The organism is Campylobacter sp. RM9328 (genome assembly GCF_012978615.1).
The window spans coordinates 111614-137466 of record NZ_LIWF01000004.1 but is presented as its reverse complement, the minus strand read 5'-3'; the positions used below and the strand labels follow the sequence as shown (position 1 = coordinate 137466).

The following is a 25853-nucleotide window of genomic DNA, read 5'->3' as shown; positions in this document are numbered from 1 at the left end:
GAATGATAAAGATAAGAAATAACGTTGAAAAGTCTATTATTACAATCGATCCATATAAAAAAGATGCATTTAAATTTATAGGGAACGAAGTCGGGGCTTTAGATGTTTCAAGATCAATTTCTAAAGAAAATTTCTTTATCTCATATCTTAAATTTAAAAATTTAATCACCACAACTATAAGCATTTCTCGCGAAACAAGTGAAGAAGAGCTTTCAAATATCATCTCTATTAAAACTTACGAAGAGCTTTCTCTTGATGCGACGATTGACTATAAAATAGTCTTTATAGAGTCTCAAGCGCAAACAGAAGATAGGCTTTTTAGCGTATTTGTCATAGCAGACGACACGATAGATAAGATATTTAAAGACATAATGGCGAAAATTCCATACATAGACTACCTATCTATCGCCCCTCTTCTATACAGCTCACTTTATAAAAAAGGCTTTTTGACTGTTTTAGATGTTGATTGTTTTATATGTCTTCAAAAAGATGACGCGTTTTTAGCTGTTTACTCAGGAGGCGAATACCTAACCTCGCGCCCTCTTCGCTATAATCTAAGCTCTATTAAAGATAGATACAGCGAACTAAAAGGCGAACGCATAAGCGAAGAGGCTTTTTATGAAAAACTTAACACAAACGGCATTTGCATGGATACCGAAAGTGAAAATTTTGATCCTGAGTTAAATGATGTTTTAGAAGACTGTTTTTTTTACATTAATGACGCTATAAATATAATAAACAGGGTATATTTTGTAAATATTCACAACATCTTTATCGACTCTGAGATCGGTAAAATTCCTGGGCTTGAGAACTTTGTTCAAAATAAAATCGGTCTTAAAACAGCAACTCTAAGTACAAACATCTCAATAAACAGCAAAGACTACGACCTAAGTCAACAGCACAATATGATGGCTCTGATTGCAAGGCTGACCAAAGAAGAGGATTATCAGGCAGAATTTAACTTCTCGTCATTTTTAAGACCCCAACCGTTTACAAAACGAACGAGCGGTAAATTTATCCTTTCATGTGGCGCAGCTTCACTACTTGCGGTCGCGTATCCTGCGTATAATTACCTTGGAGGGTATTATTTAGAGCAAAGCATACCTGCTCTAACGCAAGAGCTAATTGACCTCAAAAACGAGTCAAACAGGATAAGGATTAGCCTTGCGGGACTTCAAAAAGAAAAAGAGCAAATGCAAGATATGCTTGTTAAAGATAGACAAAAGCTTGAATTTAGAGAAAACTTACTAACTCAAATCAGCGATAAAAAAAACGAATACGCCATGAAAGGGATAAATATATTTGAAATTTCGCAGATCATAAATCAAAATAAAGTTAAAGTTTCAAATATATTTGTCAAAGATAGAAATATGACTTTTGCGGTTCAAAGCAATGACGAGAAAAATATAACAGAGCTAATAAAACAGATCGCACAAACGGCAAAATACTCCATAAACACAAAACGCATAGATTTTAATAAAGCCCAAAATGTCTATGAAAGCAATGTAAGCGTAGAGATAAGATAATGAAACAAGATATATTAAGCAGGATTGATGAGTATTTTGAGCAAAAGAGCCAAAATGAGCGCTACATATTATCTTTTGGTGTTATAGCTGTTATAGCGTATCTTTTGTATATTTTCTCATTTGATGCATCTGAGCGATTTTACAATGAGCAAAGTATGCAATACGAACAAATTTCAAAAGAACTTAAGGTTGTGCAAGACTACATAAAGTCTGTTAGCTCTCCAAACGGCGATCAAAATTTTAAGATAAAAGAGCAAAGCAAAGAGCTAGAAGCACTTAAAAAAACACATGAAGAACTTTTGGGCTTTAACAACTACTTTGACGACAAACTAAAAGAGCTTTCGTTTTTGCTTTTTAACGATCAAAATTGGGCAACTTTTTTAGATAGGATAGTAATACTAGCAAAAGAGAATAATATTAAAATTTTAGAACTCAACAATGAATTTAAAAACCCCAGTTACCAAAAAGTAGAGCAAATTTTAAACATAAACGTAAAACTTTTAGGAAGCTATCAAAATATGCTCAACTATATAAATTCACTAGAAGAATCAGAGCTCGTAGTCGATCTTCATAAGATCGATATAAACGCCACTCAAAAAGAGCTAGGCGCTAATATCGCAATATCTATTTGGGGTATGAAATACTAATGAAATCTATATTTATCACGATAATCCTATCATCTTTATGCTCTTTGCTTGGGGCAGATGTCCAAGATAAAAAGATAAAATATGATGGAATGTTTTCTCAGATCAGACAACAAAGAGAAGGCATAAGCAAGCATGAAATTTTAAATAGCAAAAGCCCTTTTAAAGAGGTTGCAAGAGATGAAAATTCAACAGTGATATCGCCAGAAATTTTAGATACGGCAAGCACATTTACGCTACAAGCTATTATGCAAGATAGAGTCAAGATGGATGGCTCTTGGTATAAACTTGGCGACACTATAGGCGAATACAAAATAACTAAGATCACAAATACAAGCGCTGTTTTAAAAAGAGGCGATGAAAAACAAGAAATCAAAATTCAAAACGGAAAGAAAAATGTCTATATTAAAATCAACTAAATTTAAAATTTTTACATTATCTATAATTTTATTTACAAGCGTTTGTTCTGCGCAAGCTAGCTGCTTGGGCAAGAAATTTAACATGAAAATCCTAGAAGAAACTCCACTTATTGACGTGCTTGCTCAGCTATCTGACATGTGCGAGTTTAGCATCATAGCCAAAGACACACTTAGCAAACAAGAGCTAAGGGAGTCAACACATGGCGTAAATATAAAAAATATGTCGCTAAATGAGGTCTTTAACCTACTTTTGCATGAAAAAAATTTAAGCTATGAATTTTCGAACAACGTGCTTAAAATTTCATCTCTTCAAACAAAAATATTTAAGCTTGACTATATAACCTCGGTTAGAGAAGGCACAGCTATAACAAAAGCTTCCGTTGACTCAGCCCCTGTAGAAGTGGGAGAAAGTAGCGGCTCTTCGCAGTCTTTAAACGATAGTCAATCTGCTGACAACCTTATTAAAACAACAGAAAAATTTGACTTTTGGGAAAAGCTTGACGCTGAGCTAAAGGCCATACTAAATAACACTAGCGAGCACATCATCGCACCTGATCCTATTATTAACCAAAACGCAGGACTTATCACGATAACTGGAACACCATCTCAGATAAAACGCGTTCAAACCTATATAGACGAGATGCAAAAACGCCTAAAAAAGCAAGTAATCATCGATGTTTCGATAATTGCCGTCGATCTTAAAAACGAGTATAAAAAGGGGGTTGATTGGAGTAAATTTGAACTTGGCTTTAACTCATACATAGGCAACAATCCAAGCAATGGAGCATCCGGTGCAGGCTGGACAAACCGTGGCAATGGACTAAGTGCCGGTTTTGGTCAGACACTAAACATCGCTGCAAATTTAAATTTCAGTCTTGACGGTATAATAAATTTCCTAGAAACCAACGGTAGAACAAAAGTTATATCAAGCCCGAAAGTAACAACTCTAAACAACCAGCAAGCCCTTATCTCGGTCGGCGATAATGTAAATTACAGGGTTATGGAAGAAACCAGCAACAACAACGTAAATAGCGACAGGACAACTGTTACTTATAAGCAATACTCTGTATTTATAGGAATTTTGCTAAATTTACTTCCTGAAGTATCGGATAATAACAAAATCATGCTTCGTGTAAACCCATCTTTAAGCACATTTAAATACTCAGAAGATGACACAAGAACACAAAATTCTACCATTAGAGAGATAGCTCCTGATACAATACAAAAGAAACTCTCAACTGTAGTTCATGTAAATAGTGGCGACACGATAGTTCTTGGCGGACTTATCGGTCAAACAAAAGGCAAAGATAACAGCGAAATACCGATCCTATCAAGCATACCTCTTATAGGTAACGCTTTTAAAAGCACGAAAGATGTATCAAAAACAACCGAGCTTATATTTGTGATAACACCAAGAGTGGTTGATCTAAACGATCCAGCTCCGATATCACAATCCTTAAAAGATTTAGGTTTTTCAAAGACATTATATGAGCAATAACATTTATGCGGATTTAAAAGAAATTTTTATAAACGAAGATGATATTAATAGCTTTGTAAATTTAGACAAAACTATATCTTGTTACAACAAGATCATCTCTGTGATCAAAAAACCGCTTAAGCTTGTATTGTTTTATGGAAAACCTGGCACCGGAAAGACATTTTTATTAAATAAAATCGTAAAAGATCTTGGTGATAACCAAAAGCAAGTTATATTTTTCTCATACCCTTTTTTTAGCGAAACAAGTTTCGTAAACGCACTTTGTGATGAAATTTTTACCGATAAAAAAGAAAACATAAACAACTTTGAAGAGCTAATACAAGAGTATGGAAAAAAATTTGCAAATAAAAAAGAAATTTTAGAAAATCAAATCGTAATAATCCTAGACGAAGCCCAACTCTATCCACAAGAGTTGATTGAAAAAATTAGGCTAATGGCTGACAGCAGGTATTTTAAATTTATCTTCACCATCCACAAAACAAGCGAAGAAGATGTTATCGCAAAGGATTATTTTCAAACTAGAATTTGGGAGAGTATAGAACTAAAAAGTGCTGATCTAAATGAGGTCATCACATATATACTTAAAAAAATTTCCATGAAAAATTTAGAAAAATACCTGAATTTTAGTGACGCCGACTTTGCTCTCATATACGATCTTTGCGAAGGAAATTTAAGAACGTTAAATAAACTTTTGTATAAATTTTACGAAATTTGCGAATACTACGAAAAAAACGAACCGTCAGTTTTGGCCGCAAAAGAACAAAATCAAAAAATTTTAATTATGTCTGCAATAGATACTGGACTTATAAATGCTTAGCACACAAGAGATAAGAGAGCTTGAAAAACGTTATGAAGCCTATATAGCAAGCAAAAAGCCAAAAATTTCAAATCAAACAAAACTAATAATAATCTTAATCCTAGCTACCGTTTTGGCTACAAGCGGCTTTTATGCACTTAATACCAAACAAAATGATCAAAAACCAGACACCATCTCAAGTGTTATAAACGAAAGTAAGCAAAAAAGCATAAATGCAAAAGAGAGATTTGAAGAAAAACTTAAAGAAGAAGAGCTTATAAGCAAAGTAGCAAACAAACTAGAAGAAAATCTAAGACATTACAATGCTTCAGGTGATAAAATTTTAGACATCAAGCCTAGTGACACTAAAAACGAAAGTAAAACCGCACCACAAGGCTGGTTAAAGCTTAAAGTCATCTCAAGTAGTGATGATGCCGACAACACCCCTCTTCCTAAAAACCAAATTTTAGACTTTGACGAGAATGTGGCCAAAGAGCAACCAAAAACACAAAAATCAAAAATAGACATACAAATAATACCTCCAAAAGACGAACTCTCATCTTTAAAAGAGTCCTTTGCTGCAACAAACAACCAAAGCTACGCCCTTGAGGTAGCTAGGATAAATTTTAAAAATAAAAACTACAACGAAGCTATAAAATGGGCATTAACAGCAAACGAGATAGACAGCAACACAGAAGAGTCGTGGGTGATATTTGCTAAGTCAAAGTATTACACAGGTAATAAAAATGACGCCCTAAAGGCTCTAAAAGAGTATAATAAAAAGCAAAACAAAGCCACGATAGATGTATTAATTAAAAAGATAGAAAGTGGTTCGTTATGAAAAAAATTTTACTTATATTACTAACCGTGATTAATCTTTTTGCCATAAACCAACAAGAGATAGAAGAGTGGTTTAGTAACGGTGAATACAGAAAAGTTTGCTCAAACCAAGTTGAAAATTTCTTCAAAAAAACATCAGATGAGTCAATAATGAGTATATACGGCATATCTTGCCTTAATATACATGAACTAAACAGGCTAGCTTCGCCTATGTTTAAGCTGGTAAAAACAAAAGAAGCACGCGAGAATGCGGCGTATTTTGCGGATATTTTGTTTAAAAAAAAGCTTCTCTATCACGCACTTATCGACAATGTAGACATAAGCTATATTAGACTTCCAAAGAGTGATTATATACTATCTTTTATCTTTGATAAATTTGTAAAAAAAGAATACATCTTAGATGGTGACGAGTATATATTTAAGGAAAAAAACTCAAGCACGCACTATACGCTTAACGTCCTAAAAGAGTCGCAAACAAATAAAATAATCCTAAAAACATTCAAAGACGACGAATTAAAATCACAAATAGAGTATTGGTAATGAACATAACTGAAAATATCATCTTAAAAACGCTAGAACAAAACTCAAAACTAACAATAGAGCAAGTAGAAAATATACAAAATTTAAAGACTCAAACGAACAAAACTCTGCTTGAAATTCTTTATGAAAATGAATTTATAACACAAAAAGAGATAGATGAAACCTTGGGTGATCTTTATAGACGCGGTCGCATAAACATCACTGAAACAACAAAAGACCTCGAAATAGATATAAAGAAATTTCTAAAATATATCGCGCTTCGCTTTAAACTTACGTATTTTAACCTTGACGATATAGATATAGACTATAGAATTTGCGAACGCATAAACACAAGTCAATTAAAAAGCTACGAAGCTCTTCCGATAAAAGAGGACGAGATAAATATCTATGTGGCGTTCAAAAATCCATTTGACGTTATGACTCAAGATAGGGTTCAAAATTTATTTAACAGAAAACTACTAAAAGTAGTCGTTGCAGACCCAACACAGATAGAAAAATACACAAACAAACTTGCTTTAAACGAAAGCATAAAAGACATCATTGCCGAGATAAGAAAAGAGCTTTCAAGCTCAGCCAGCGGTGCTTCAAATACCGAGAGTTCCGGAATTTTAAAACTTATCGAAGTTATTTTAAAAACAGCTATACAAAGTCGAGCAAGCGATATCCACATAGAGCCGACTGAAACAAACTGCATAGTAAGAAGCAGGATAGACGGCATACTTAGTGAGACGTTTATATTTGATAAAGACATTTACCCGCCTATGGTAAGTAGAATGAAACTGCTTTCAAACATGGACATAGCAGAGCGTAGAAAACCACAAGACGGACGCTTTTCAGCTCAAATTTTAGACAAAGAGTATGATTTTCGTATCTCAACCCTTCCTATCCTAAATGGCGAAAGCGTGGTTTTACGTATCCTTGATAAGTCAAAGGTTATTATAAATTTAGAAAACTTGGGCATGCATCCAAAAAATTTCGATAAATTTAAAAAAGCCATGAAAGCCCCTTATGGCATAGTTTTAGTTACGGGACCGACCGGTTCCGGTAAAACGACAACGCTATATGGCGCATTAAGCGATATAAAGAGCATAAAGGCAAAGATCATAACAGTCGAGGACCCGGTTGAATATCAATTAAACATGATACAGCAAGTTCATGTAAATGAAAAAACAGGCATGACCTTTGTTACTGCACTTCGTTCTATCTTACGTCAAGACCCGGATATCATAATGATAGGCGAGATCCGCGATCAAGAAACACTTCGCATAGCTATACAAGCAGCTCTTACCGGTCACCTTGTTTTTTCCACTTTGCATACAAATGATGCCATAAGTGCCATACCAAGAATGATAGACATGGGTATAGAGCCTTATCTAGTAAGCGGTGCACTCATATGTATCGAGGCTCAAAGACTTGTAAGAAAGCTCTGTCCTCACTGCAAGCAAGCCATAACTTTACCAAAAGATACATTTGAAGAGCTAAAACAATATATCCCTCAAGAGTATCAATTTTACTCAAGTACAGGCTGCCAACAATGCTCACAAACCGGCTATCTAGGTAGAGAGATGATAAGCGAAATTCTACCTATCACGGATACCATACAAAGCTTGGTTGCAAATGGTGCAAATAAAGACGAAATAAGAAGCGTAGCTTATCAAGAGGGCTTTATAGATATGTTTCATGACGGCATTATACGTGCAGCAAACGGTGTCACAACGATAGAAGAAGTTTACAGGGTTGCTAAGATATGAAACTATTTGACGTAGAATACATCCAAAACGGCAGAAGACAGAAAATGACCCTTAAGGCAAATAGCACAAGTGAAGCTAGAAGTCTTGCTGCAAAAAACAACAAAGGCATGATAGTAAAGATCGGCGAGACAAAAACTCTTCCACTTTTAGAACAGATGGAAGATGTTAAAGATAAATTTTCTAAATACTTCTCCTCCACAAAGGTTAAAGTGCCAAATTTGGTTGCCGTAGTAAGCCAGCTAAGTGTCATGGCAAACGCCGGAATTTCTATCCACGACAGCATAAAAGAGATCGCAACTTCAACTAACGATAAAAAACTAAAAGAAATTTTTACATCCATAAACGAGGACCTAAACCAAGGTGCAAGCCTAACATCTTCAGTAGAAAGTTTCAAACATGAGCTAGGTGATGTAACTATAGCCATGATAAGACTTGGCGAAAACACAGGAAACATGGCTGACTCTTTAAAAAAACTTGCAAATATCTTACAAGAAGTTTGGGATAACCAACAAAAATTTAAAAAGGCTATACGCTATCCGGTTACCGTGATATGCGCTATCATTGTTGCCTTTACGGTCATGATGCTTATGGTAGTTCCTCAGTTTAGAGAAATTTTTGAGCAACTTAACGCCCAGCTTCCTGTGCCTACTAGAATTTTACTATGCATAGAATACGCCATGAATAACTACGGTTTTTACATCATCGCCTTACTTATTGCCGTTGGTATATTTGCAAAGAAATTTTATGATAAAAGCGAAGAATTCAGAACAAAATTAGACAAATACCTACTTAAAGTTTATTTGATAGGCAAGATAATATTTTATGCCAACATGAGCAGGTTTAATCTTATATTCACAGAGCTTGTTCGTGCGGGAATTCCTATCGCAGAAGCACTTGATACGGCAAATATAACAGTATCAAATATCGCCATAAGAGAAAAGCTAGCCGGAGTTAAAATTTTAGTCGGCAGAGGAGTAAGCCTAACAGAAGCTTTTAAGGAGACAGAGCTTTATGAAAATATGCTTATACAAATGATAAACGCCGGAGAGCAAAGCGGCAGTATAGACAGCATGTTAGAAAAGATAGCTGACTATTATAAGGCAAAATTTAGCGACATAATCGACAACATCTCAAGCTATATCGAGCCTATTTTGCTTGTGTTTATAGCCGGTATGGTTATTTTACTCGCACTTGGCATTTTTATGCCTATGTGGGACTTGGCGCAAGCCGTAAAAAATTAAAAGTTATGTTATACTATTAATTGTATTGCATGAGAAGGAGTATAAAATGCTTACAAACAATGAACATGGAGTTGATGTAAATGCTTTTTTAGTATCCAAAACAGACACAAAAGGCAAAATAACTTATTGTAACGAGCCTTTTTTGGAGATTGTAGGTGCTAAGCAAAAAGAACTTTTGGGAAAACCGCACAATATCGTCCGTCATCCCGATATGCCACGTGTTGTTTTTAAAATCCTATGGGAACATATCCAAGAAAAAAGAGAAGTTTTTGCCTATGTTAAAAACAAAAGCTTTGATGGTGGATTTTACTGGGTGTTTGCCAATGTCACCGCTTCACTTGACGCAGGCAATAAAATCGTAGGTTACTACTCCGTAAGAAGAAAACCTAACGAAAAAGCTATCAAAATTATAGAACCGCTTTACAAAGAGCTGCTTGAAATAGAAAAACGCGGCGGTATCGAGGCTTCATTTAAGGCTTTGAATGAAATTTTAAACGAAAAAAAAGTTACGTATAATGAATTTATAAATAATTTACAAAGGCTTTGATATGTTTTTTAATAAAAAAATGGAAAATTATGATGAAATTTTAGATGTTATCCAGTCTGCTAGAAATGGTATTTTAGAGCCTCGCATAATAAACATAAACCCAAATCATCCTTTAAGAGAGATAGCCCTTGGCATAAACGACCTGCTTGATCAAGTAGAAGCACTTCAAAGAGAAATTTCCACATGTATAAATTCAGCTCAAAGCGGTATAACATATAGAAATATCTTTACCGAAGGTTTTCGCGGCACTTTTCAAACAAATGCCCTTTCTATGAGTGCAGGAGTTGACGGTATAAAAGCCGGTCAAAAAGGCAAAGTTAGAGGCATACTTTCAGAGAAATTTGACAAGCTTGGCAACGGCAACCAAGGCATGCAAGAGGTTCAAGTGGATCTAAACGAAAGCATAGATAACCTAGAAACAATGACATCCATAGCAAACGAAACAGCTAAAAATGCAAATGAAACACTAGTTAGCTTAAGCGAGTTAAATGAGCAAATGAACTCACTTGACGGACTTATAAACAACTCAAATCACGCTATCCATACTCTAAGCACAAGAACGGATGACATCTCATCTGTTGTAAATTTAATTAAAGATATAGCAGAGCAAACAAACCTGCTTGCCCTTAATGCAGCCATCGAAGCAGCACGTGCCGGCGAGCATGGACGAGGCTTTGCAGTTGTTGCCGATGAGGTTAAAAAACTAGCCGAAAATACACAAAAGGCAACAAGCGAGATAGGTATAAACATCCAAACATTACAGCAAGAGGCAAGAGATATACACTCAAATTCACAAGAGATCGACAGGATAGCAAAAGCTGCAAGAGCTAGCATGCAAGAGTTTGAGCAAACACTTTATAAATTTAACCAAGATGCGCAAACTACGGCTTCTACGTCAAGATATGTAGTAGATAAAACATTTAGCATAATAGCAAAAATAACACAAATAGTATACAAAACAACGGCTTATTCAGATGTTATAAACGAGAGAAAGCATACCGAAGAAGAGATCCTAAAAACGGGAGAGGATCTTCTTGGATGGTATGAGAATGAATGCGCTCAAAAATTTTCTAAAACCACCTCTTATGCAAAAATAAGACCTTTAATAGAAGAATTTAACTCTTTAATCTCTACAAATTTAACAGAGGCAAAAGAAGGATACAATGCTTCGAATTTAGAAGTTTTTGCAGATAGATTTAGCAAGTTAGAAAAAATAAGTAGCGAAATTTTTAGACTATACAACGAAATGAACCAAGAAAATAGAAAATAAGGCTAGAAAACTAGCCTTATTTGATTATGACAAAAGCCTTTTTGCAACTTCGCTTATACGTTTTGCTTCGGCTTTTGCCCCTATTTGCTCTTTAGCATCTTTCATTACAGCGCCAAGATCTTTAACGCTACTAGCACCAAGCTTTGTTATAATGGTTCTTATCACTGTTTCAAGCTCATCATCGCTTAATTGTTGCGGTAGGTACTTTGATATCACATCTATCTCTTCTTGCTCTTTTTTGGTAAGCTCCTCGCGAGCACCTTTTATATATAGCTCTATAGAATCTTGTCTTTTCTTGATCTCTTTTTGAAGTATCGGTAACACTACTTCGTCGGTCATTTCTATACGATTGTCGACTTCGACTTGTTTTATAGCAGCATTTATAGTGCGCAACGTATCTCTTAAAAATTCATTTTTAGCCTTCATGGCCTCTTTAATATCAGATAAAATTTCTTCTCTTATGCTCATGATCTTCCTTTATAAAATTTATCCCGAAATAATATCAAAAATAGGCTAAAATTTTAAAATTTCATCTAGGCTTTTATTAAAATACGCCACCCCGACACCCTCTCTAAGACCATCATCTATGACAACAAGCTCGGCTTTTTCGTTACACAAAAGTTCTTTTAACAAAAGCATACCACCAAGCATCGGCATTTTACGATTTTTACCCAGGAGTTTATCGGCTTTTTCGTTATCAAATTTTAAAATTTCACACATCAGCCCATCAAAATCATCCTTAAACAACCTGTATCCGTTTACTCTACTTTTGTCATAATCATCATAACCCATACCAAGCTTTAACGCTGCCATAGTTGTCGGCACACCTGATGTTAAAATGATATGTTTTTTATCAAATTTAGCTAGAAATTCTTTAGCTTCTTTGGTGGTAGTTGCAACATTTTTTCTCATCAAAGAGATATCATTGTCAAACTGATCGCAAAAAGTAATGATACCAAACTCAAAGCTTTTAAAATTATCTCCATTGCTTATCTCGCTACTTCCGCCTCCAAGATCTATAAAAACAGAGTTCTTAGTATCCATGCCAAGCCCATTAAGCGCTTCTTTAACACCTAAAAATGTAAGTTTTGCTTCGGCTTCGCCGCTTATTATTTTAAATTTGACATTAAATTTTTGCTCTATCTCCTTAAAAATTTCATCCGCGTTACTAGCCACTCTAAATGCCTGCGTGGCAACAGCTATATGGTTTATTTTATCAAAGTCAAATTTCTCTTTTGCCTGCGCTATAGCTTTAAATATATCCTCTTTTGCTTCATTTGATATCTTACCGCTTCTTTTTAGTCCTCTTGCAGATCCTACTATACGCTCAAAAGTATCGATGATTTCATATTTTCCATTTAAATTTTGCATTAAATTTAGACGAAAAGTATTTGAGCCAAGGTCTATGGCTATTATCATTTTATATCCCTTATTTTTTATAAAATACATAAAAAATTTATGTATTTTATCCGTTTTGTTTGAAAGTAATTATATAATAAATTTCATACATAAAAATTCTAAAAACTTTAATAAATTTCAAGATATAATGCTGACACAATTACAAAGGAGGCTATTTTGCTTTTGTCAAGGGAAAATTTATTAGCTTTGTTTATATTTGCCATCTGTAGTGGCGGCTTTTTTATATGGGGGTATCAATACATCCCGACAAATCACTTCTTTTTATTTTCCATAGCAAGTATTTTTGGTATTTTCATGGCATTTAACATCGGTGGAAACGATGTGGCAAATAGCTTTGGAACAAGCGTTGGGGCAAAAACTCTAACGCTAAAACAAGCTCTTATTATCGCAGCTATTTTTGAGCTAAGTGGCGCGATATTTGCAGGTTCGGAAGTTACGGCAACCATTAGAAACGGCATAATAAAATTCCCAGAAGATGGGATGAATCCCATGAAATTCGTAGCGATAATGACCTCTGCTCTTTTAAGCTCCGGACTTTGGCTTTTTTACGCTACAAAAAGAGGACTTCCTGTTTCAACTACACACTCTATCGTAGGCGGTATCGTAGGAGCCGGTGTGATCATGGGGTACACAACATACGGGAGTCAAGAGGCGCTTGGTATGATCTCTTGGAAAGGCATAGGAAGCATAGTCTTTAGCTGGGTGATCTCTCCGCTACTTGGTGGCGCAGTATCTTATATGATCTATAAATACATAAAAAGAAAGATCTTGGAGCCAACACATGAGCTAAAGTTATCTTTAAAAGCACTAAAAAACGAGCGAAAGGCATACAAAGAAGAATTTATAAGATCGCTTAAAAGCCTTCCTAAAGATGTGCAAATTTCAACCATAACAAGAATGGCAATGATCGATGAAGACGACATAGAAAACAACGGATATAGCGAATACAAATCAAACATCAAAAAGATGAAAGAGCGCGAAAAAGCTCTTGATACATTTAGCGCAATGAAAAAACACATACCTTTTATAGCAAGCTTTGCCGCTATGGTGATATCAGGCATGATGTTATTTAAGGGTCTTAAGCACTTAAATTTAACAGTTAGCACGATCCAGACGATATGGATTATATTTGTTATAGGCGCGTTAGCTTATCTTGCCAGCTTTGCCATCATAAATGTCATGAACAAGAACGATAGCGAAAAAAGCATAAACAGGATATTTTCTTGGTTTCAAATTTTTACCGCATCATCTTTTGCTTTTTCTCACGGCGCAAACGATATTGCAAATGCGGTAGGTCCATTTGCCGCTATACTTGATGTATTAAAAACAGGCACAATAAATGAAGCCTCACCTATACCTAACGTAGCTATGGTTACCTTTGGTATAGCTCTTGTTATAGGACTTTGGTTTTTAGGCAAAGAGGTTATTACTACAATCGGCTCAAAACTAGCCGAGATACTTCCTACTACAGGATTTAGTGCAGAGTTTGCGGCCAGCCTTGTGATACTACTGGCAACCAAGCTTGGCATACCAGTAAGTTCTACACATATACTTATCGGGGCAGTGCTTGGTATCGGCATAGTAAACAACAACGCAAACTGGAACATGGTAAAACCTATACTTCTTGCATGGGTTATCACACTGCCTACGGCAGCTATATCATCGGCTGTTATTTATATTGGACTAGAAAATATCTTGGGTCTTTAATCATTTACGAGGAAATTCTCCTCGTAAAACCTCTTCTCTTATCTCATTAAGCTTTAAAAGTGCTTCGTCAAAATTATCAGAATTTATACTAATATCTATCTTTGCTGGTTTTTTATAGACCTTATCATAGTATTTTGTTAGTAAAATTTCACTCACTTTTGCTATATCGTTACGCCCAAATGCCTCTATGGCTTCTTGTTTTGCTTTTGTTTCTATAAAAGGAGAAATTTTGCTCATGCAAGCATAAAAATATTTATCATCCACGTTTTGATAGTCTTGCATTATGCACTCTATCCTGCGCGATAAGCCAGCCTTTACTTCAACACAAACACCGCTTCTTAAAGCTTCATGTAAAGTGGCAGGAAGAGTAAGCGAGCCTATCTTTCTACTCTCTCCTTCAGCAAAACAAACTTCACCTTTTAGCCTATTAAGCTCAAAAAACAATTCATCCTCAAATGCTTTTTGGCTTGGCTGAGCCCCGTTTATCTCGCCAAAAACCGAACCTAAATGATTTGCTATATTTTCTAAATTTATAGACGGAGAAAGCACCTTTATGAGTTTGGTTTTAAAGCAACCAGTATTGCCAAAAAGTGTTATAAATTTAGTATCAACCTGCGACTCTAGCGCCTGTCTTACATGTGCCCTAAAGCCTTTATACCCGCCGTTTAGTCTAATAACTCTATATCCTATCATGCTAAGAACGGTTGCTATCGAGGCTGATCTCATGCCTCCTTTTGCGCAGTATACCCCAACAACCGAGCCAACTTTGCAACTATCATAAACCTTATCTATGATATTTTGCAAATTTTCGGATATGTATTTTGCACCAAGAACTTTTGCTAAAGATCTGTTTTCTTTGTATATGCAGCCTATTTCGTGATGTTCTTTATCGTTTAGCGCATATAAATTTTGCGCATTTTTTATATGAGAATATGCATACTCATGTGGGCTTCTAGCGTCGATTAAAATTTCAAATTCGTTTTTTTTCTCCAACCACGGATTTATTTCAAGTTCAGATAATGGCACTAAATGCCTTTTTTAACTTTTCAAAAAGAGGATGAAACGGAACTCCGTTTACTCTAACATCAGATATCGTAGTTATAAAATTTGTATCCCTACTCCATCTAGGCACTAGATGATAATGCACGTGCTCGGCTATCCCTGCACCGGCTGCAGCGCCTAAATTCATGCCTATATTTACGCCTTCTGCATGAAGCTCATTTTTTAAAATTTTAACACCCTCTCTTACAAAACGGCTCATCTCAAGCCAAGTATTGTCTTGCAAGTCCTCTATCTTATCCGTGTGTTTAAGTGGTATAACCATAAAATGACCAGGGGTATACGGATAGAGATTCATTATCCCAAAACAATACTTCGCTCGAAATAAAACTCCCGCCTTATCATCGTTTTCTGGATGATTTATGATATTACAAAAGACACATCCGTCGGGTTTTGAGCCAAAATATTCACTTCTCCATGGCGCACAAAGATGCTCCATCACATACCTCCTTTTATTGATATTACAGCCTCAGCGATACTTTTCTTACGCATAAAATGTTCTCCTATCAAAAACGCATCAACACCGATTTTATTTAGCTCCATAAGTTGTTCGTGGCTCTCAAGCCCACTTTCTGCAACTATCACTTTGTCTTTTGAGGCCTTTAAGATAACAGGCACAAGCTTTTCGCAAAGCCCCATATCCATGGTAAATGTGTCTAAATTTCTATGATTTATACCAATTATCTTTGCTCCAACTTCTAAGGCTTTTTCAAGATCTTTCATGTCATGCACTTCGACTAAAATTTCAAGTCCTATGCCTTTTGCATACTCCATAAGCTCTTTTAGCTTGGTCAAACTTAGCGCTTTTACTATAAGTAAAGCAAAATCCGCACCAAATATCAATGCTTCTAAAAGTTGATATTTGTCTACGATAAAATCTTTTCTAAGTAGGGGCGTTGATGTATATCGTCTTATTTGCGTTAAATACTCAACATTACCCTTAAACCAATGAGGTTCGGTTAAAACGCTTATAGCATTAACATTTGCGGTCTCATACTCTTTTGCTATACTTAAAGGGGTGAAATCCTCTCTGATTATGCCCTTGCTAGGGCTTGCTTTTTTTACTTCAGCGATGATTCTAAGAGGTTCGTCTTTTGTGCTTTTTAGCGCAGATATAACATTTCTTGGAACATAAGGATTAGCGCTGTAAGCGCGCTCCAACCACTCCATTTTATACTTCTTCTTTCGTTCTTCAAGATCCTCTTGTGTTTTGTTTATGATCTCGTCAAGTATCATTTTTTAGACCCTTTGTTTGATTTCTTAATGCACTTTTCTATTAAATTTAAATGCTCTTTTGCCTCTTTTGTATTTTTAAATTCAAAGTCCTGTATAGCCTTTAGCATTATCTCTTTTGCTTTTTTGCAGTCACCAAGCTTATAATATCCCCATGCAAGAGAGTCTTGATAATACGGAGAATCAGGTGAAATTTCAAGAGCTCTTTTTACAAGACTTATACCCTTTTTTACATCCACATCATGATCTATGAGCAAATACCCGTAGTAGTTTAGATAAATTTCTTTATCAAGCTTAACCACACTTGCTTCAAATTTATCCATTACGCTTTCAAGTTGTTTTTGCTCGTGTTTGTCATACATCTCATACTCAAAAACAGCAGCCCTTGCTAAAAATTCAAGATCCCTAGTATCATTATAAATTTTAACGGCAAGGACATAAGCATCACCATAGCTTTTCATGGTAGCGTAAATTTCCATTAAGACTGTATCATTATAGCTATATTTTTTCAAAAACTCAGCAGCGGCTTTATAATTTTTATCGTAAATGAAAATTTGCAGTGCCTTTTCAAGATAATTTTTATTCTGGCTGATAGCATAAAGTTCTTCGCAAATTTCTACCATCTTGGTAAAATTTTGTGTTTGCAAATATAAATCAGACATCGTTTCACAAATTTTTATCGTGCAACCAAACTCATCCTTGTATCGTTGCAAATACGAAAGTGCATCTTGTGGCTTTTCAAGTTGATTTATCAAAACATCGACTATACGCAATAGCGTTTCTTCATTTTTATCTAAATTATAAGCTTCTTCAAAATACCTTAACGCCGTTATGCTATCGTTTTGTAGCATACATATCGTGCCTAAGATCAAGATATTTCTTACGTTTGGCTCTTTTGAGACCAAATCCCTCATGATATTTCTGGCATATGAAAACTGTTTTGCGTTTACCATATCAGCAACCTTGATACGTATAAATTCACTATCATCCTTAAGTGAAACCTCGCTTTTTTCCAAAAGCTCTTTAAGCTTTGGACTACTTGACGCATAGGCTAGCTTTAACGCCTCTTTTAAGTAAGCAACTTGCTTGGTTTTTTCAAAAAGCTCCTCATATATAACGATAGAATTTTCTATGTTGCCATCATTTTGCAGTGTAAGTGCTTGCAGTATGCTTAAATTTAACTCGTCATCGGCGTTTATATTTGTAATAAAAATAGCAAAAAACAAAGAAGCGGTTATAAAAATTTTACGCCAATACATTCTCTCTCTAACTCTCCTAAATTTTTTCTAAAATAGTCCCAAAACGGAAAACTTCTGCACTGTGATGGACGAAACTCGTAAATAGAACAATTTTTATTTATCTCATCAAAAAACACACAAGCATATCCATCTTCATGACTTTTTTCTTTTATGCTAAATTTTTTACCGACTTTTATTAGAAATTTTTCTTTAAATTCATCTTCATTTAGCCCCAAATGCTCAGCTAAAAATCTACTTTCGCCCTCATCTATCCAGATATATCCACTCTCGCCAGTGCAGCATTTGCCGCCACACTCTTCACAAAAACTAGGGTCAAATTCCCACTCAAAACCATCTTGCTTCATTCATAACCCTTACTTTTTGTATCCGCTTTTTTAAAAATTTCATTTGCCTCTTTTGAGTAACTACCATCTTTCATTAATATAATAGGCGGTAAAATTTTACACTTTGAACGAGAGCCTTTTTTGGCTCTGATCAAAACTAAATTCGCACAACTTTGCTCTTTTGAATGAACAAATTTGACGCAAATAGGTTTTATCTTAAATTCATCCAAAAGTGTGAAAATTTCGTTAAGGCAAATAGCATCATAGCAAAATATCAACTCTGCATTTGACTTTAAATTTTGATTTGCACTATATAAAAATTCCCTAAGACCCAAAAACGACGCATAACGGCTAATTGCAGTGTGTTTGTTTTGACTTTGTTTGACGCCCTCGTGATAAAACGGAGGATTTGAAACGATAAGCTCAAATTTATTGCCGTCTTTAAATGTGTTAAAATCAGCCATTATAGTTTTAATCTCAAGAAAATTTTCTGCGGCATTTTTACGCGAAATGTCTAAATTTATCTCTTGCACATCAAGCAAACTAAGCTGCATTCCGCTAAAATCTCGCTTCAACAAAAGACCCAAAATTCCACATCCGCAACCAACATCAAGCACCCTGCCTTTAAACCATGGATTTAAATTCTCACAAATAAACCCATAAAGCATAAGCGTATCGGAGTTATATTTATATCCGTCTTTAAGCTGAGAAAGGATCATCTATAAACCTTTAAAACAAAGCCTCTTGCATTGTTTTTAACTATCATTTCCGAGCTAAAGCTTATGCGAGCAAACTCTCCGAACTCATCTTTTACGAGCTCAGCTGCAGCCTTTGCTCTTTCTTTACCAACACCATAGTTTACATACTCGTTAAGTCGTCCTAGCTCGTCTTTTTTGATATTTTGTGCGACATTTTGCGGTATAACAAAGTTCTTTTGATCAACTATCGGGGTGATTTCATAAATATAATTTGCTGTAAATCTTTGCAAAAATTCACTCACGCGATTTTTGCACATTACGCTTATTTTATCTCTTGCATCCATGTCGATACACTCAAGGCTAGAGATAAGCACGAGTTTCGTAGGAATTTCTGGCTTCGTTTGCGCTTCAAGTATCATTTTTAGCTTTGCATTTTCATCCTCTAAAGCATCTTGCTTGTCTAAATTTTGCTCTATATCTTTTTGAAGCTCCGCGATTTGCTCACTTGTGCTATTTGACTGCCTTGCGTGAAGCTGCTTTATCTTATCGGTGAGCTCTTTTATGGTTTCATTACTATCTTGTGCTAACCTTTTAGCCTCTTTAAGCTCGTTTTTTAGGGATTTTATCGTTATACTTGCCGTTGCATTGTATTCGCTTGGAGGTAAATTTTGTTCCGCCTTTTTTTCAAGCATATTTATCTCTTGGCGTAAAATTTCATAATTTTGCCTATCTATCTTTAAACTTCTTTGATGAGCCTCAAGCTCGATTTGTTTATTGTTTAGTTTTAAATTTAGCTCGCTTATATTATTTTCTAAATTTTTTACTTCTGCTTGCTTATCGACAAATTTGGCAGTCATTTCATCAAGCTTTAAATTTGTTTCGCTAATTTTTTTATTTTGATCGATGATAACTACACTTTGTTCATTTAAATTTTTAGCATTTTTTTGCAAAGTCTCATTTGTTTTTAGATACTGGGCATTTAGCTCGCCAAATTCTTTTTGAGCATTGGATAGCTTTGCTTTTAACTCTTTTATGTCATTATCTGCATATGCGTTTAGTTCTTTAAATTTTGTATTTTCTAGCTTTAGTTTTTCAAGGTCTTTAGCCATACTTAAGACCATTGCATTACTTGTCTTAAGCTCTTCTTCGGTTTTTAAATTTCTATCTTTTAATGTTTCATGTTCTTTTTTTAAAGCCATCAAACTTGCGTTTAATTCCAAGTTTTGACCGTTATAATTTTTAGCTGTATCATCTTTAGCCTGTAAACTTTTTTGCAAAAGCTTAAGCTCATAGCGGCTTGTATCAAGAGCGGTTTTTGTATCTTCTAAGCTCTTTTTTAAGTCTAGCACGGAATTTGCTTTCTTTGAAAGCTCATCCTCCATAACAAGTCTTTGAGTTTCAAACCCTTCAGTTATGATTCTAAGCTCTTTATTGTGTTTAAAACTTAAATTTGAAGCGTCATTTCTTTCTTGTTCAAGCTCGTTTTGTAAAGTTTCAAGCTCATTTTTGCTTAGAATTCTCATTTGTAAGATATTTTCATTAAGCTCATCTATCTTTTGAGCTTGCTCTTTAACCTTGGACAATAACTCGATGTTTTGGCTGCTTAAGGCGCTTATATTTGCCTCTGCTTGATCTTTTTCCTTAGCAAATTTCTCTTGCATTTGAGCTTTATAGTTTTTGTCGCTAATACTTAATTCATTTAAAGCGTTTTCAAGGTCAACTATCTTTTTCTCATAAGCCTTAGAGCTTTCTATCATGTCGGCTTGTGCTTCGTTTAAGCGTTTAGTTATATTTTCTATGTTGATAAAATGCTGTGCTTCAAGCTCCGTTAGATTATGAGAATTTTTTTGATTTATAAGCTCCTTTTCGTTTTCGAATTCCTCTTTTAGTAAATTTACTTTGCTTATAAATTCGATATTTTTCTCGCTCATATCGATATTATCTTGTGCTAAAATCGCATTTTTACTAGCTAGTTCGCGTACTAAAGATTGAAGCTCCTCGACGTTAGTACTTAACTGTGTTTCATCGTTTAAGACGAAATTTTGAGTATAGCTTTTTGGTGTTATATAACCGCCATACTCAAACAAATCATCCTTGCTTATATACTTAGCCTTTTCTTCTTGAGGTAAATTTTCAAAGCTGATGAGATGGATGGGATGTTGGCGTTCGCCCTCTTTAAATTCAGTGTTTTTGTCACTAAGCCCTATCCATATAGCAATTGTAAAAAAAGTTAAAAAGATAGCCGATACGAGAAGCTTCAAGCCTATTATCCTCTTTTGGCAATGATATCTTTTACTACGACATGCGCGTGATTTAGCGCGGCAACTATTGAGCCGCCGTTTTTAAGAACTATATCTCCTCCGATATAAAGCGACGGTATATTGCTTTGATATTTCTCATCGACTATTGGATTGCCTTTTTCGTCCATTGCGATTTGGCATTTTTGTAAAAAATCAACCGGACTTGAGCCTCCTATGGCATAAACAACGCGGTCATATACACGAATTTTACCGTTTGAGTAGTGCACTCTAACACGTCCACTTTCGTTTTCTAACTCTGTTATATCGTGATTTAAACGGACTTTGATCTTTTTATGTTTTTCAAGCTCCCACAAAGCATCTTTGTTTGTTTCGTTTACACGTGAAAAATCATCTCTTCTATAAGCTATCGTAGTTTTGTTATATAAACAAAGCTCAATCGCGTATTCAACGGCAGAATTTCCACCTCCTACAACTAAAACCTTCTCGCCTTTAGTGCAGTTATCAAGGTTAAAATTTATCACTTGGTTTAGTGAAGGCGGGATTTTATAATCCGGCTTATTTGGCCTGCCCATTTTGCCGATAGATATCATTACGCTTTTTGCCTTAAAGGTTGCATTTACAGTTGTTACGTTAAGTAGATCACCGTCTTTTTTGATACTTTCAACCTCGGAGTTAAATATAGCCTTAATCTTTTCTTCATCTAAAAGCTTATCAAAAAAGTCAAGTGTGCTCTCTTTTGTTCCATCTTCAAACGCAACAACTCCGTGAATAGTGCTATCTTGCCCCTTATACTCTTTATCTACGCGTTTATTGTCTTTATAAAATTTTCTTATAGTTTGACTATGATTATCACCTTTTTCTAACAATAGAACATTATGAAGTCCGTTTCTTTTAGCCTCAACAACCGTCGCTATACCGCAAGGACCACCGCCGACTACGACTAAATCATAAATATTTTGCATATTTTTCTCCATAAACATTAAATAACTTATGAATTTAACAAAAAAAAGATTAAAAACTAAGAAAATTTATTAGCTAAAGTATAATTTGGGAAATATGAAAAGAGAAATTTTAGTGCAAAAAATTTGCACTAAAATTATGTTGTTAAGCTTTTTTTAGGAAGTCTGCGATTAAAAATGCAAGCTCAAGCGCTTGATCGGCATTTAAGCGAGGGTCACATTGTGTTTCATAGCGCTCTTCTAGGCTTTGTTCTGTTACGTTTAGTGTTCCGCCGGTACACTCGGTAACATCTTGTCCCGTCATCTCAAGATGTATGCCACCAGGATGAGTTCCTTCTGCCTTGTGTATCTCAAAAAAGCTTCTAACTTCGCTTATGATTTTATCAAATTCGCGTGTTTTATAATTATTCGAGCTTTTTACGGTATTGCCATGCATAGGGTCTATGCTGTAAAGTATATTTAATCCTTCTCTCTTTAGCTCGCGCAAAATTTGAGGTAAATTTTTCTCTATCTTATCAGCCCCCATACGGATGATGACATTTAGTCTGCCAACCTCATTTTCTGGGTTAAGTTTATTTGATAGATCGATGATATCTTGAGCCGTAGCCGTAGGTCCGATCTTAACACCGATGGCATTTTTTATACCACTTAAGAAATGTACGTGAGCGTCATCTACACCCCTGGTTCTTTCACCTATCCAAAGCATGTGTGCAGAACAATCATACCAATCTCCGGTCAAGCTATCCTCTCTAGTCATAGCCTCTTCATAAGGCAACAAAAGCGCCTCATGTGAGGTATAAACAGCTGTTTGAGTTAGCGTAGGAGTATTTTCAGACGTTAGCCCGCAAGCTGCCATAAAGGCAAGAGTTTTGGTTAGCTCATCGGCAAGTTGTGCATATTTTTCGCCGATATCAGGCTTTTTAATAAAGCCCAAATTCCACTTATGCACTTGATGCAAATCAGCCAAACCACCGCGAGAAAACGCTCTAAGCAAGTTCATTGTTGATGCGCTTTGATAGTAAGCTTCTATCATGCGTTTTGCATCAGGAATTCTGGCCGTTTCGTTAAATTCAAAGCCATTTATGATATCTCCACGATAGCTAGGAAGCCTTACTCCTGCTACCTCTTCAAAGTCACTACTTCTAGGCTTTGCAAACTGTCCTGCCATACGCCCTACTTTGACGATAGGACAGCCTCCTGCAAATGTCAAAACAATAGCCATTTGAAGCAAAAGCTTAAACATATCTCTTATGTTATTTGCGCCTAAATTTAAAAAGCTCTCGGCACAATCCCCGCCTTGAAGCAAAAATGCGTTACCATCGCAAGCTTTTGCAAGCTCTGTTTTTAATTTTCTAGCCTCACCCGCAAAAACAAGCGGCGGAAGGGTTTTAAGTTTATTTTCAACATCTCTCAACTCATCTAAATTCGAATAAACAGGCTGCTGTAAAGCCCTGTATTTCCTCCAACTGTCACGACTCCAACTCATAAAAAACCTTTATTGATTAAATTTAATCTCACGATTATAGCACTTAAAACTTAAAGTAAATTCTAAATTTTACATTAATCAACTCTTAAACATAAAAGCCCTATAATCTCGCACTTAAACCAAAAACATTAACACTCTCAAGGTAACAAATGGACATTAAAAATCAAAAAACACAGGGCTTCTTCTATGCCGTAAGTTCGTTTGTTGTTTGGGGATTTTTTCCGATATTTTTTAAGCTTTTTGACGAAAGTGTAAGCGCATATGAAATTTTAGCTCACCGTATAATTTGGTCTGTATTTTTCATGTCGATCGTTCTTTTGTTTATCAAAAAACTTCAAAATATTAAAATTTTACTTCAAAATAAAAGCACAAGAAAGGCTCTTTTTTTAAGCGGTTTATTGATTAGTGCAAACTGGGGAGTTTACGTATACGCAGTAGCTAATGATAAAATTTTAGAGGCTAGTTTGGGGTATTTTATCAACCCGTTAATGAACATTATATTTGGATTTTTAGTCTTTAAAGAGAAGATAAGTAAGATTTCAGCCATTGCGATATTTATCGTGATATTTGCCATCGGGGTTCAAATTTATGCCCTAAAAGCACTTCCTGTTATATCACTGCTTTTGCCGATAACATTTGCACTTTACGGAGTTGTTAGAAAGCAGATAAGAGTCACCGCGCTTGAAGGGCTTTTTATAGAAACATTACTTGTTTTGCCTTTTGCACTTGGATATGTTTTTTATCTATCCTTGATCTCGCAAAACCACTTCACAAACGGCACAAATACAACCATTATGATAATTTCAGGTATCGCTACCGTCGTGCCATTACTGGCATTTAATGCTGCCACTACCCGTATAAATTTAAGCACGATCGGCTATATACAGTATCTTTCTCCCACCCTCTCTATGCTATGCGGTGTGTTTTTATTTCATGAAGAGCTTGGATTCTACAGAGGGATTTCATTTGTTCTTATATGGATCGCACTATTTTTAAGTGGTTTTAGTACTATGATAAACACAAAGTCAAAGTCATGAAAGAAGAACGACTAGGTCTTATTTTTGGCATTAGCGCATTTTGCCTATGGGGCTTTTTGGTTGTATTTTTTAAACAATTTAATGGAGTTAATCCATATGAGATAGTAGCTCACAGAGTGCTCTGGTCAGTTTTAGTGCTACTTTTAGTTTTGGTATATCTAAAACGTATTTCATCTTTGATTAAAATTTTACTAAATTTCAATGTAACATTTTGGCTGTTTATCAGCGGGCTTTTACTTAGCTCAAGCTGGTGTATATTTGTTTATGCCGTAGATGCAGGGCTTGTTTTAGAAGCAGGTTTTGGAAATTTCATAAGCCCCTTGCTTTCTATACTTATTGGCTGCTTTGCTCTTAAAGAAAATATAACAAACGGTGCAAAAGTTGCCGTCTTTTTTGTGGTTTTAGCTATCTTGATCCAAAGCTTAACACTTGGCTCCTTGCCTGTTCTCTCCATTCTTTTAGCAACTATAGTTGCAATTTACGGGCTCATCAAGAAAAAGATAAGGGTTGCAGCACTTGAGGGACTTTTTGTAGAAAATTTACTGATTACGCCAATTGCCATGACTTACTTTTTATATCTTTTGCATAGTTCTCAAAGTCATTTTATGGCTGATTTAAACGGCTTTTTACTGATACTTTGCGGTCCTGTTACAGTTGTGCCCTTGCTGCTTTTTAGTGCAGCAACCACACGTATAAATTTAAGCACCATGGGGTATTTGCAGTATATAAATCCCAGCATTTCCATACTTTTGGCGATATTTTTATACGGCGAAAGTGTAGGAATTTATAAAATCATCTCTTTTTGCCTAATCTGGGTCGCACTTGCTATAATAACGCTTGAAGGATTTTACAAATACAAAAAAGGACACAAATGAATGACGATATAGGTTTTTATCTATTTTTGGCTATAGCGGCGGCTATGTTTTTGTTTTTTCAGATACAAAAACTAACAAGAAAACTCGACAAAGAAGAAGCTTTAAAACCCATTAGCGGTAGTGGCACAGCAAATAACACAAACAAACAAAATTCTAAAAATTATCAAGGTTTTTGTGACGCTATAGATAATGAAATTCGCTTATTAAGGCAAGATGCACTAAATAACGATATCTTAAAAAACGAAGAAAATAGAGATAAATTTTTAGAAGAGCTAAGCAATATCAGTAAAAAACTAACATTTATCCAAACCATGAATGCAAACAAAGATGCGCAACAATGGGAAGCCCAACTGTTTGAAATTCTAAACAGGATAGAGGTTTTGGTAGATGAAAATTTCAAAGAAGCACAAGCAATAAATGATCGAACAAGGCTAAATTTAGAAAAACACTTTGAAAATTTATAAG

The 25853-nt window shown here is 35.2% G+C and carries 26 protein-coding genes; 15 read left to right on the top strand and 11 right to left on the bottom strand.

Features of this window, described 5'->3' with window-relative positions; translation table 11 throughout:
- Nucleotides 1–2 precede the first annotated feature (2 nt).
- Genes CCAL9328_RS04190 through CCAL9328_RS11155 form a run of 11 tightly spaced genes read left to right on the top strand, consistent with a single transcriptional unit; the run spans nt 3 to nt 11072 of the window.
- A complete protein-coding gene (locus CCAL9328_RS04190) occupies nt 3–1526 on the top strand; it encodes a C4-dicarboxylate ABC transporter (RefSeq protein ID WP_170000084.1) in 1524 nt (507 codons plus the stop codon).
- Entirely contained in the window at nt 1526–2173 is a 648-nt protein-coding gene (locus CCAL9328_RS04185) for a type 4a pilus biogenesis protein PilO (RefSeq protein WP_169971689.1), read from the top strand. Before CCAL9328_RS04190 ends, CCAL9328_RS04185 begins: the two co-directional genes overlap by 1 nt.
- The gene (locus CCAL9328_RS04180; protein WP_170000083.1) at nt 2173–2589 is read left to right on the top strand and encodes a hypothetical protein; all 417 of its coding nucleotides are present in this window, start codon (nt 2173–2175) and stop codon (nt 2587–2589) included. Before CCAL9328_RS04185 ends, CCAL9328_RS04180 begins: the two co-directional genes overlap by 1 nt.
- Nucleotides 2567–4087: a pilus (MSHA type) biogenesis protein MshL gene (gene mshL, locus CCAL9328_RS04175; RefSeq protein ID WP_170000082.1), complete on the top strand. Its 1521-nt coding sequence runs from the start codon at nt 2567–2569 to the stop codon at nt 4085–4087. Before CCAL9328_RS04180 ends, mshL begins: the two co-directional genes overlap by 23 nt.
- Entirely contained in the window at nt 4077–4904 is an 828-nt protein-coding gene (locus CCAL9328_RS04170) for an ATP-binding protein (protein WP_169971686.1), read from the top strand. Before mshL ends, CCAL9328_RS04170 begins: the two co-directional genes overlap by 11 nt.
- Nucleotides 4897–5724 carry a CDC27 family protein gene (locus tag CCAL9328_RS04165; RefSeq protein WP_170000081.1) on the top strand — a complete coding sequence of 276 codons (828 nt, stop codon included), beginning with the start codon at nt 4897–4899 and terminating at the stop codon, nt 5722–5724. The genes CCAL9328_RS04170 and CCAL9328_RS04165 overlap by 8 nt, the downstream gene beginning before the upstream one ends.
- Nucleotides 5721–6263, top strand: coding sequence for a hypothetical protein (locus CCAL9328_RS04160; RefSeq protein ID WP_170000080.1), 543 nt, complete (start codon nt 5721–5723; stop codon nt 6261–6263). The genes CCAL9328_RS04165 and CCAL9328_RS04160 overlap by 4 nt, the downstream gene beginning before the upstream one ends.
- Nucleotides 6263–8014 (top strand): GspE/PulE family protein, encoded by a 1752-nt coding sequence (locus tag CCAL9328_RS04155; RefSeq protein ID WP_170000079.1) that lies wholly within the window; start codon nt 6263–6265, stop codon nt 8012–8014. Before CCAL9328_RS04160 ends, CCAL9328_RS04155 begins: the two co-directional genes overlap by 1 nt.
- Nucleotides 8011–9255, top strand: a complete 1245-nt coding sequence (locus tag CCAL9328_RS04150) for a type II secretion system F family protein (RefSeq protein ID WP_170000078.1) — start codon at nt 8011–8013, stop codon at nt 9253–9255. Before CCAL9328_RS04155 ends, CCAL9328_RS04150 begins: the two co-directional genes overlap by 4 nt.
- A gap of 46 nt (nt 9256–9301) precedes the next feature.
- Nucleotides 9302–9802 carry a PAS domain-containing protein gene (locus CCAL9328_RS04145; RefSeq protein WP_170000077.1) on the top strand — a complete coding sequence of 167 codons (501 nt, stop codon included), beginning with the start codon at nt 9302–9304 and terminating at the stop codon, nt 9800–9802.
- A gap of 1 nt (nt 9803) precedes the next feature.
- Nucleotides 9804–11072 (top strand): methyl-accepting chemotaxis protein, encoded by a 1269-nt coding sequence (locus CCAL9328_RS11155; RefSeq protein ID WP_170000076.1) that lies wholly within the window; start codon nt 9804–9806, stop codon nt 11070–11072.
- Between the two features lie 24 nt (nt 11073–11096).
- Here CCAL9328_RS11155 and CCAL9328_RS04135 read toward each other — a convergent pair whose 3' ends face one another.
- Together CCAL9328_RS04135 and CCAL9328_RS04130 are read right to left on the bottom strand one after the other, a co-directional pair.
- Nucleotides 11097–11540, bottom strand: a complete 444-nt coding sequence (locus CCAL9328_RS04135; protein ID WP_170000075.1) for a GatB/YqeY domain-containing protein — start codon at nt 11538–11540, stop codon at nt 11097–11099.
- Between the two features lie 45 nt (nt 11541–11585).
- Complete coding sequence (locus CCAL9328_RS04130; RefSeq protein WP_170000074.1) at nt 11586–12491, bottom strand: Ppx/GppA phosphatase family protein; 906 nt, start codon at nt 12489–12491, stop codon at nt 11586–11588.
- Nucleotides 12492–12653: 162 nt separating this feature from the next.
- On the opposite strand from CCAL9328_RS04130, the gene CCAL9328_RS04125 reads away from it, so the two are divergent.
- Nucleotides 12654–14198: an inorganic phosphate transporter gene (locus tag CCAL9328_RS04125; protein WP_169936039.1), complete on the top strand. Its 1545-nt coding sequence runs from the start codon at nt 12654–12656 to the stop codon at nt 14196–14198.
- On the opposite strand, the gene mnmH is transcribed toward CCAL9328_RS04125, so the two are convergent.
- The 9 genes from mnmH to CCAL9328_RS04080 all read right to left on the bottom strand — a co-directional run bounded on the left by mnmH (nt 14199) and on the right by CCAL9328_RS04080 (nt 23476).
- A complete protein-coding gene (gene mnmH, locus CCAL9328_RS04120) occupies nt 14199–15224 on the bottom strand; it encodes a tRNA 2-selenouridine(34) synthase MnmH (protein WP_169935765.1) in 1026 nt (341 codons plus the stop codon).
- Nucleotides 15211–15696: an HIT family protein gene (locus CCAL9328_RS04115; RefSeq protein ID WP_169936037.1), complete on the bottom strand. Its 486-nt coding sequence runs from the start codon at nt 15694–15696 to the stop codon at nt 15211–15213. Before CCAL9328_RS04115 ends, mnmH begins: the two co-directional genes overlap by 14 nt.
- Nucleotides 15696–16493 (bottom strand): indole-3-glycerol phosphate synthase TrpC, encoded by a 798-nt coding sequence (gene trpC / locus CCAL9328_RS04110; RefSeq protein ID WP_169971679.1) that lies wholly within the window; start codon nt 16491–16493, stop codon nt 15696–15698. Before trpC ends, CCAL9328_RS04115 begins: the two co-directional genes overlap by 1 nt.
- On the bottom strand, nt 16490–17749 hold the full coding sequence (locus CCAL9328_RS04105) for a tetratricopeptide repeat protein (RefSeq protein WP_169971678.1): 1260 nt from the start codon (nt 17747–17749) through the stop codon (nt 16490–16492). Before CCAL9328_RS04105 ends, trpC begins: the two co-directional genes overlap by 4 nt.
- Nucleotides 17725–18093 (bottom strand): YkgJ family cysteine cluster protein, encoded by a 369-nt coding sequence (locus CCAL9328_RS04100; protein WP_169971677.1) that lies wholly within the window; start codon nt 18091–18093, stop codon nt 17725–17727. Before CCAL9328_RS04100 ends, CCAL9328_RS04105 begins: the two co-directional genes overlap by 25 nt.
- Complete coding sequence (locus tag CCAL9328_RS04095; RefSeq protein ID WP_169971676.1) at nt 18090–18791, bottom strand: tRNA1(Val) (adenine(37)-N6)-methyltransferase; 702 nt, start codon at nt 18789–18791, stop codon at nt 18090–18092. The genes CCAL9328_RS04100 and CCAL9328_RS04095 overlap by 4 nt, the downstream gene beginning before the upstream one ends.
- Complete coding sequence (locus tag CCAL9328_RS04090) at nt 18788–21031, bottom strand: hypothetical protein (protein WP_170000073.1); 2244 nt, start codon at nt 21029–21031, stop codon at nt 18788–18790. The genes CCAL9328_RS04095 and CCAL9328_RS04090 overlap by 4 nt, the downstream gene beginning before the upstream one ends.
- A 5-nt stretch (nt 21032–21036) precedes the next feature.
- Nucleotides 21037–21993, bottom strand: coding sequence for an NAD(P)-binding domain-containing protein (locus CCAL9328_RS04085; RefSeq protein WP_170000072.1), 957 nt, complete (start codon nt 21991–21993; stop codon nt 21037–21039).
- Between the two features lie 142 nt (nt 21994–22135).
- Nucleotides 22136–23476, bottom strand: coding sequence for a class II 3-deoxy-7-phosphoheptulonate synthase (locus tag CCAL9328_RS04080; protein ID WP_170000071.1), 1341 nt, complete (start codon nt 23474–23476; stop codon nt 22136–22138).
- Nucleotides 23477–23625: 149 nt separating this feature from the next.
- Here CCAL9328_RS04080 and rarD (CCAL9328_RS04075) point away from each other — a divergent pair, with 149 nt between their 5' ends.
- Genes rarD (CCAL9328_RS04075) through CCAL9328_RS04065 form a run of 3 tightly spaced genes read left to right on the top strand, consistent with a single transcriptional unit; the run spans nt 23626 to nt 25852 of the window.
- Entirely contained in the window at nt 23626–24513 is an 888-nt protein-coding gene (gene rarD / locus CCAL9328_RS04075; protein ID WP_170000070.1) for an EamA family transporter RarD, read from the top strand.
- Complete coding sequence (gene rarD / locus CCAL9328_RS04070) at nt 24510–25388, top strand: EamA family transporter RarD (protein ID WP_170000069.1); 879 nt, start codon at nt 24510–24512, stop codon at nt 25386–25388. The genes rarD (CCAL9328_RS04075) and rarD (CCAL9328_RS04070) overlap by 4 nt, the downstream gene beginning before the upstream one ends.
- The gene (locus tag CCAL9328_RS04065) at nt 25385–25852 is read left to right on the top strand and encodes a hypothetical protein (protein WP_169935745.1); all 468 of its coding nucleotides are present in this window, start codon (nt 25385–25387) and stop codon (nt 25850–25852) included. Before rarD (CCAL9328_RS04070) ends, CCAL9328_RS04065 begins: the two co-directional genes overlap by 4 nt.
- Nucleotide 25853 lies beyond the last annotated feature (1 nt).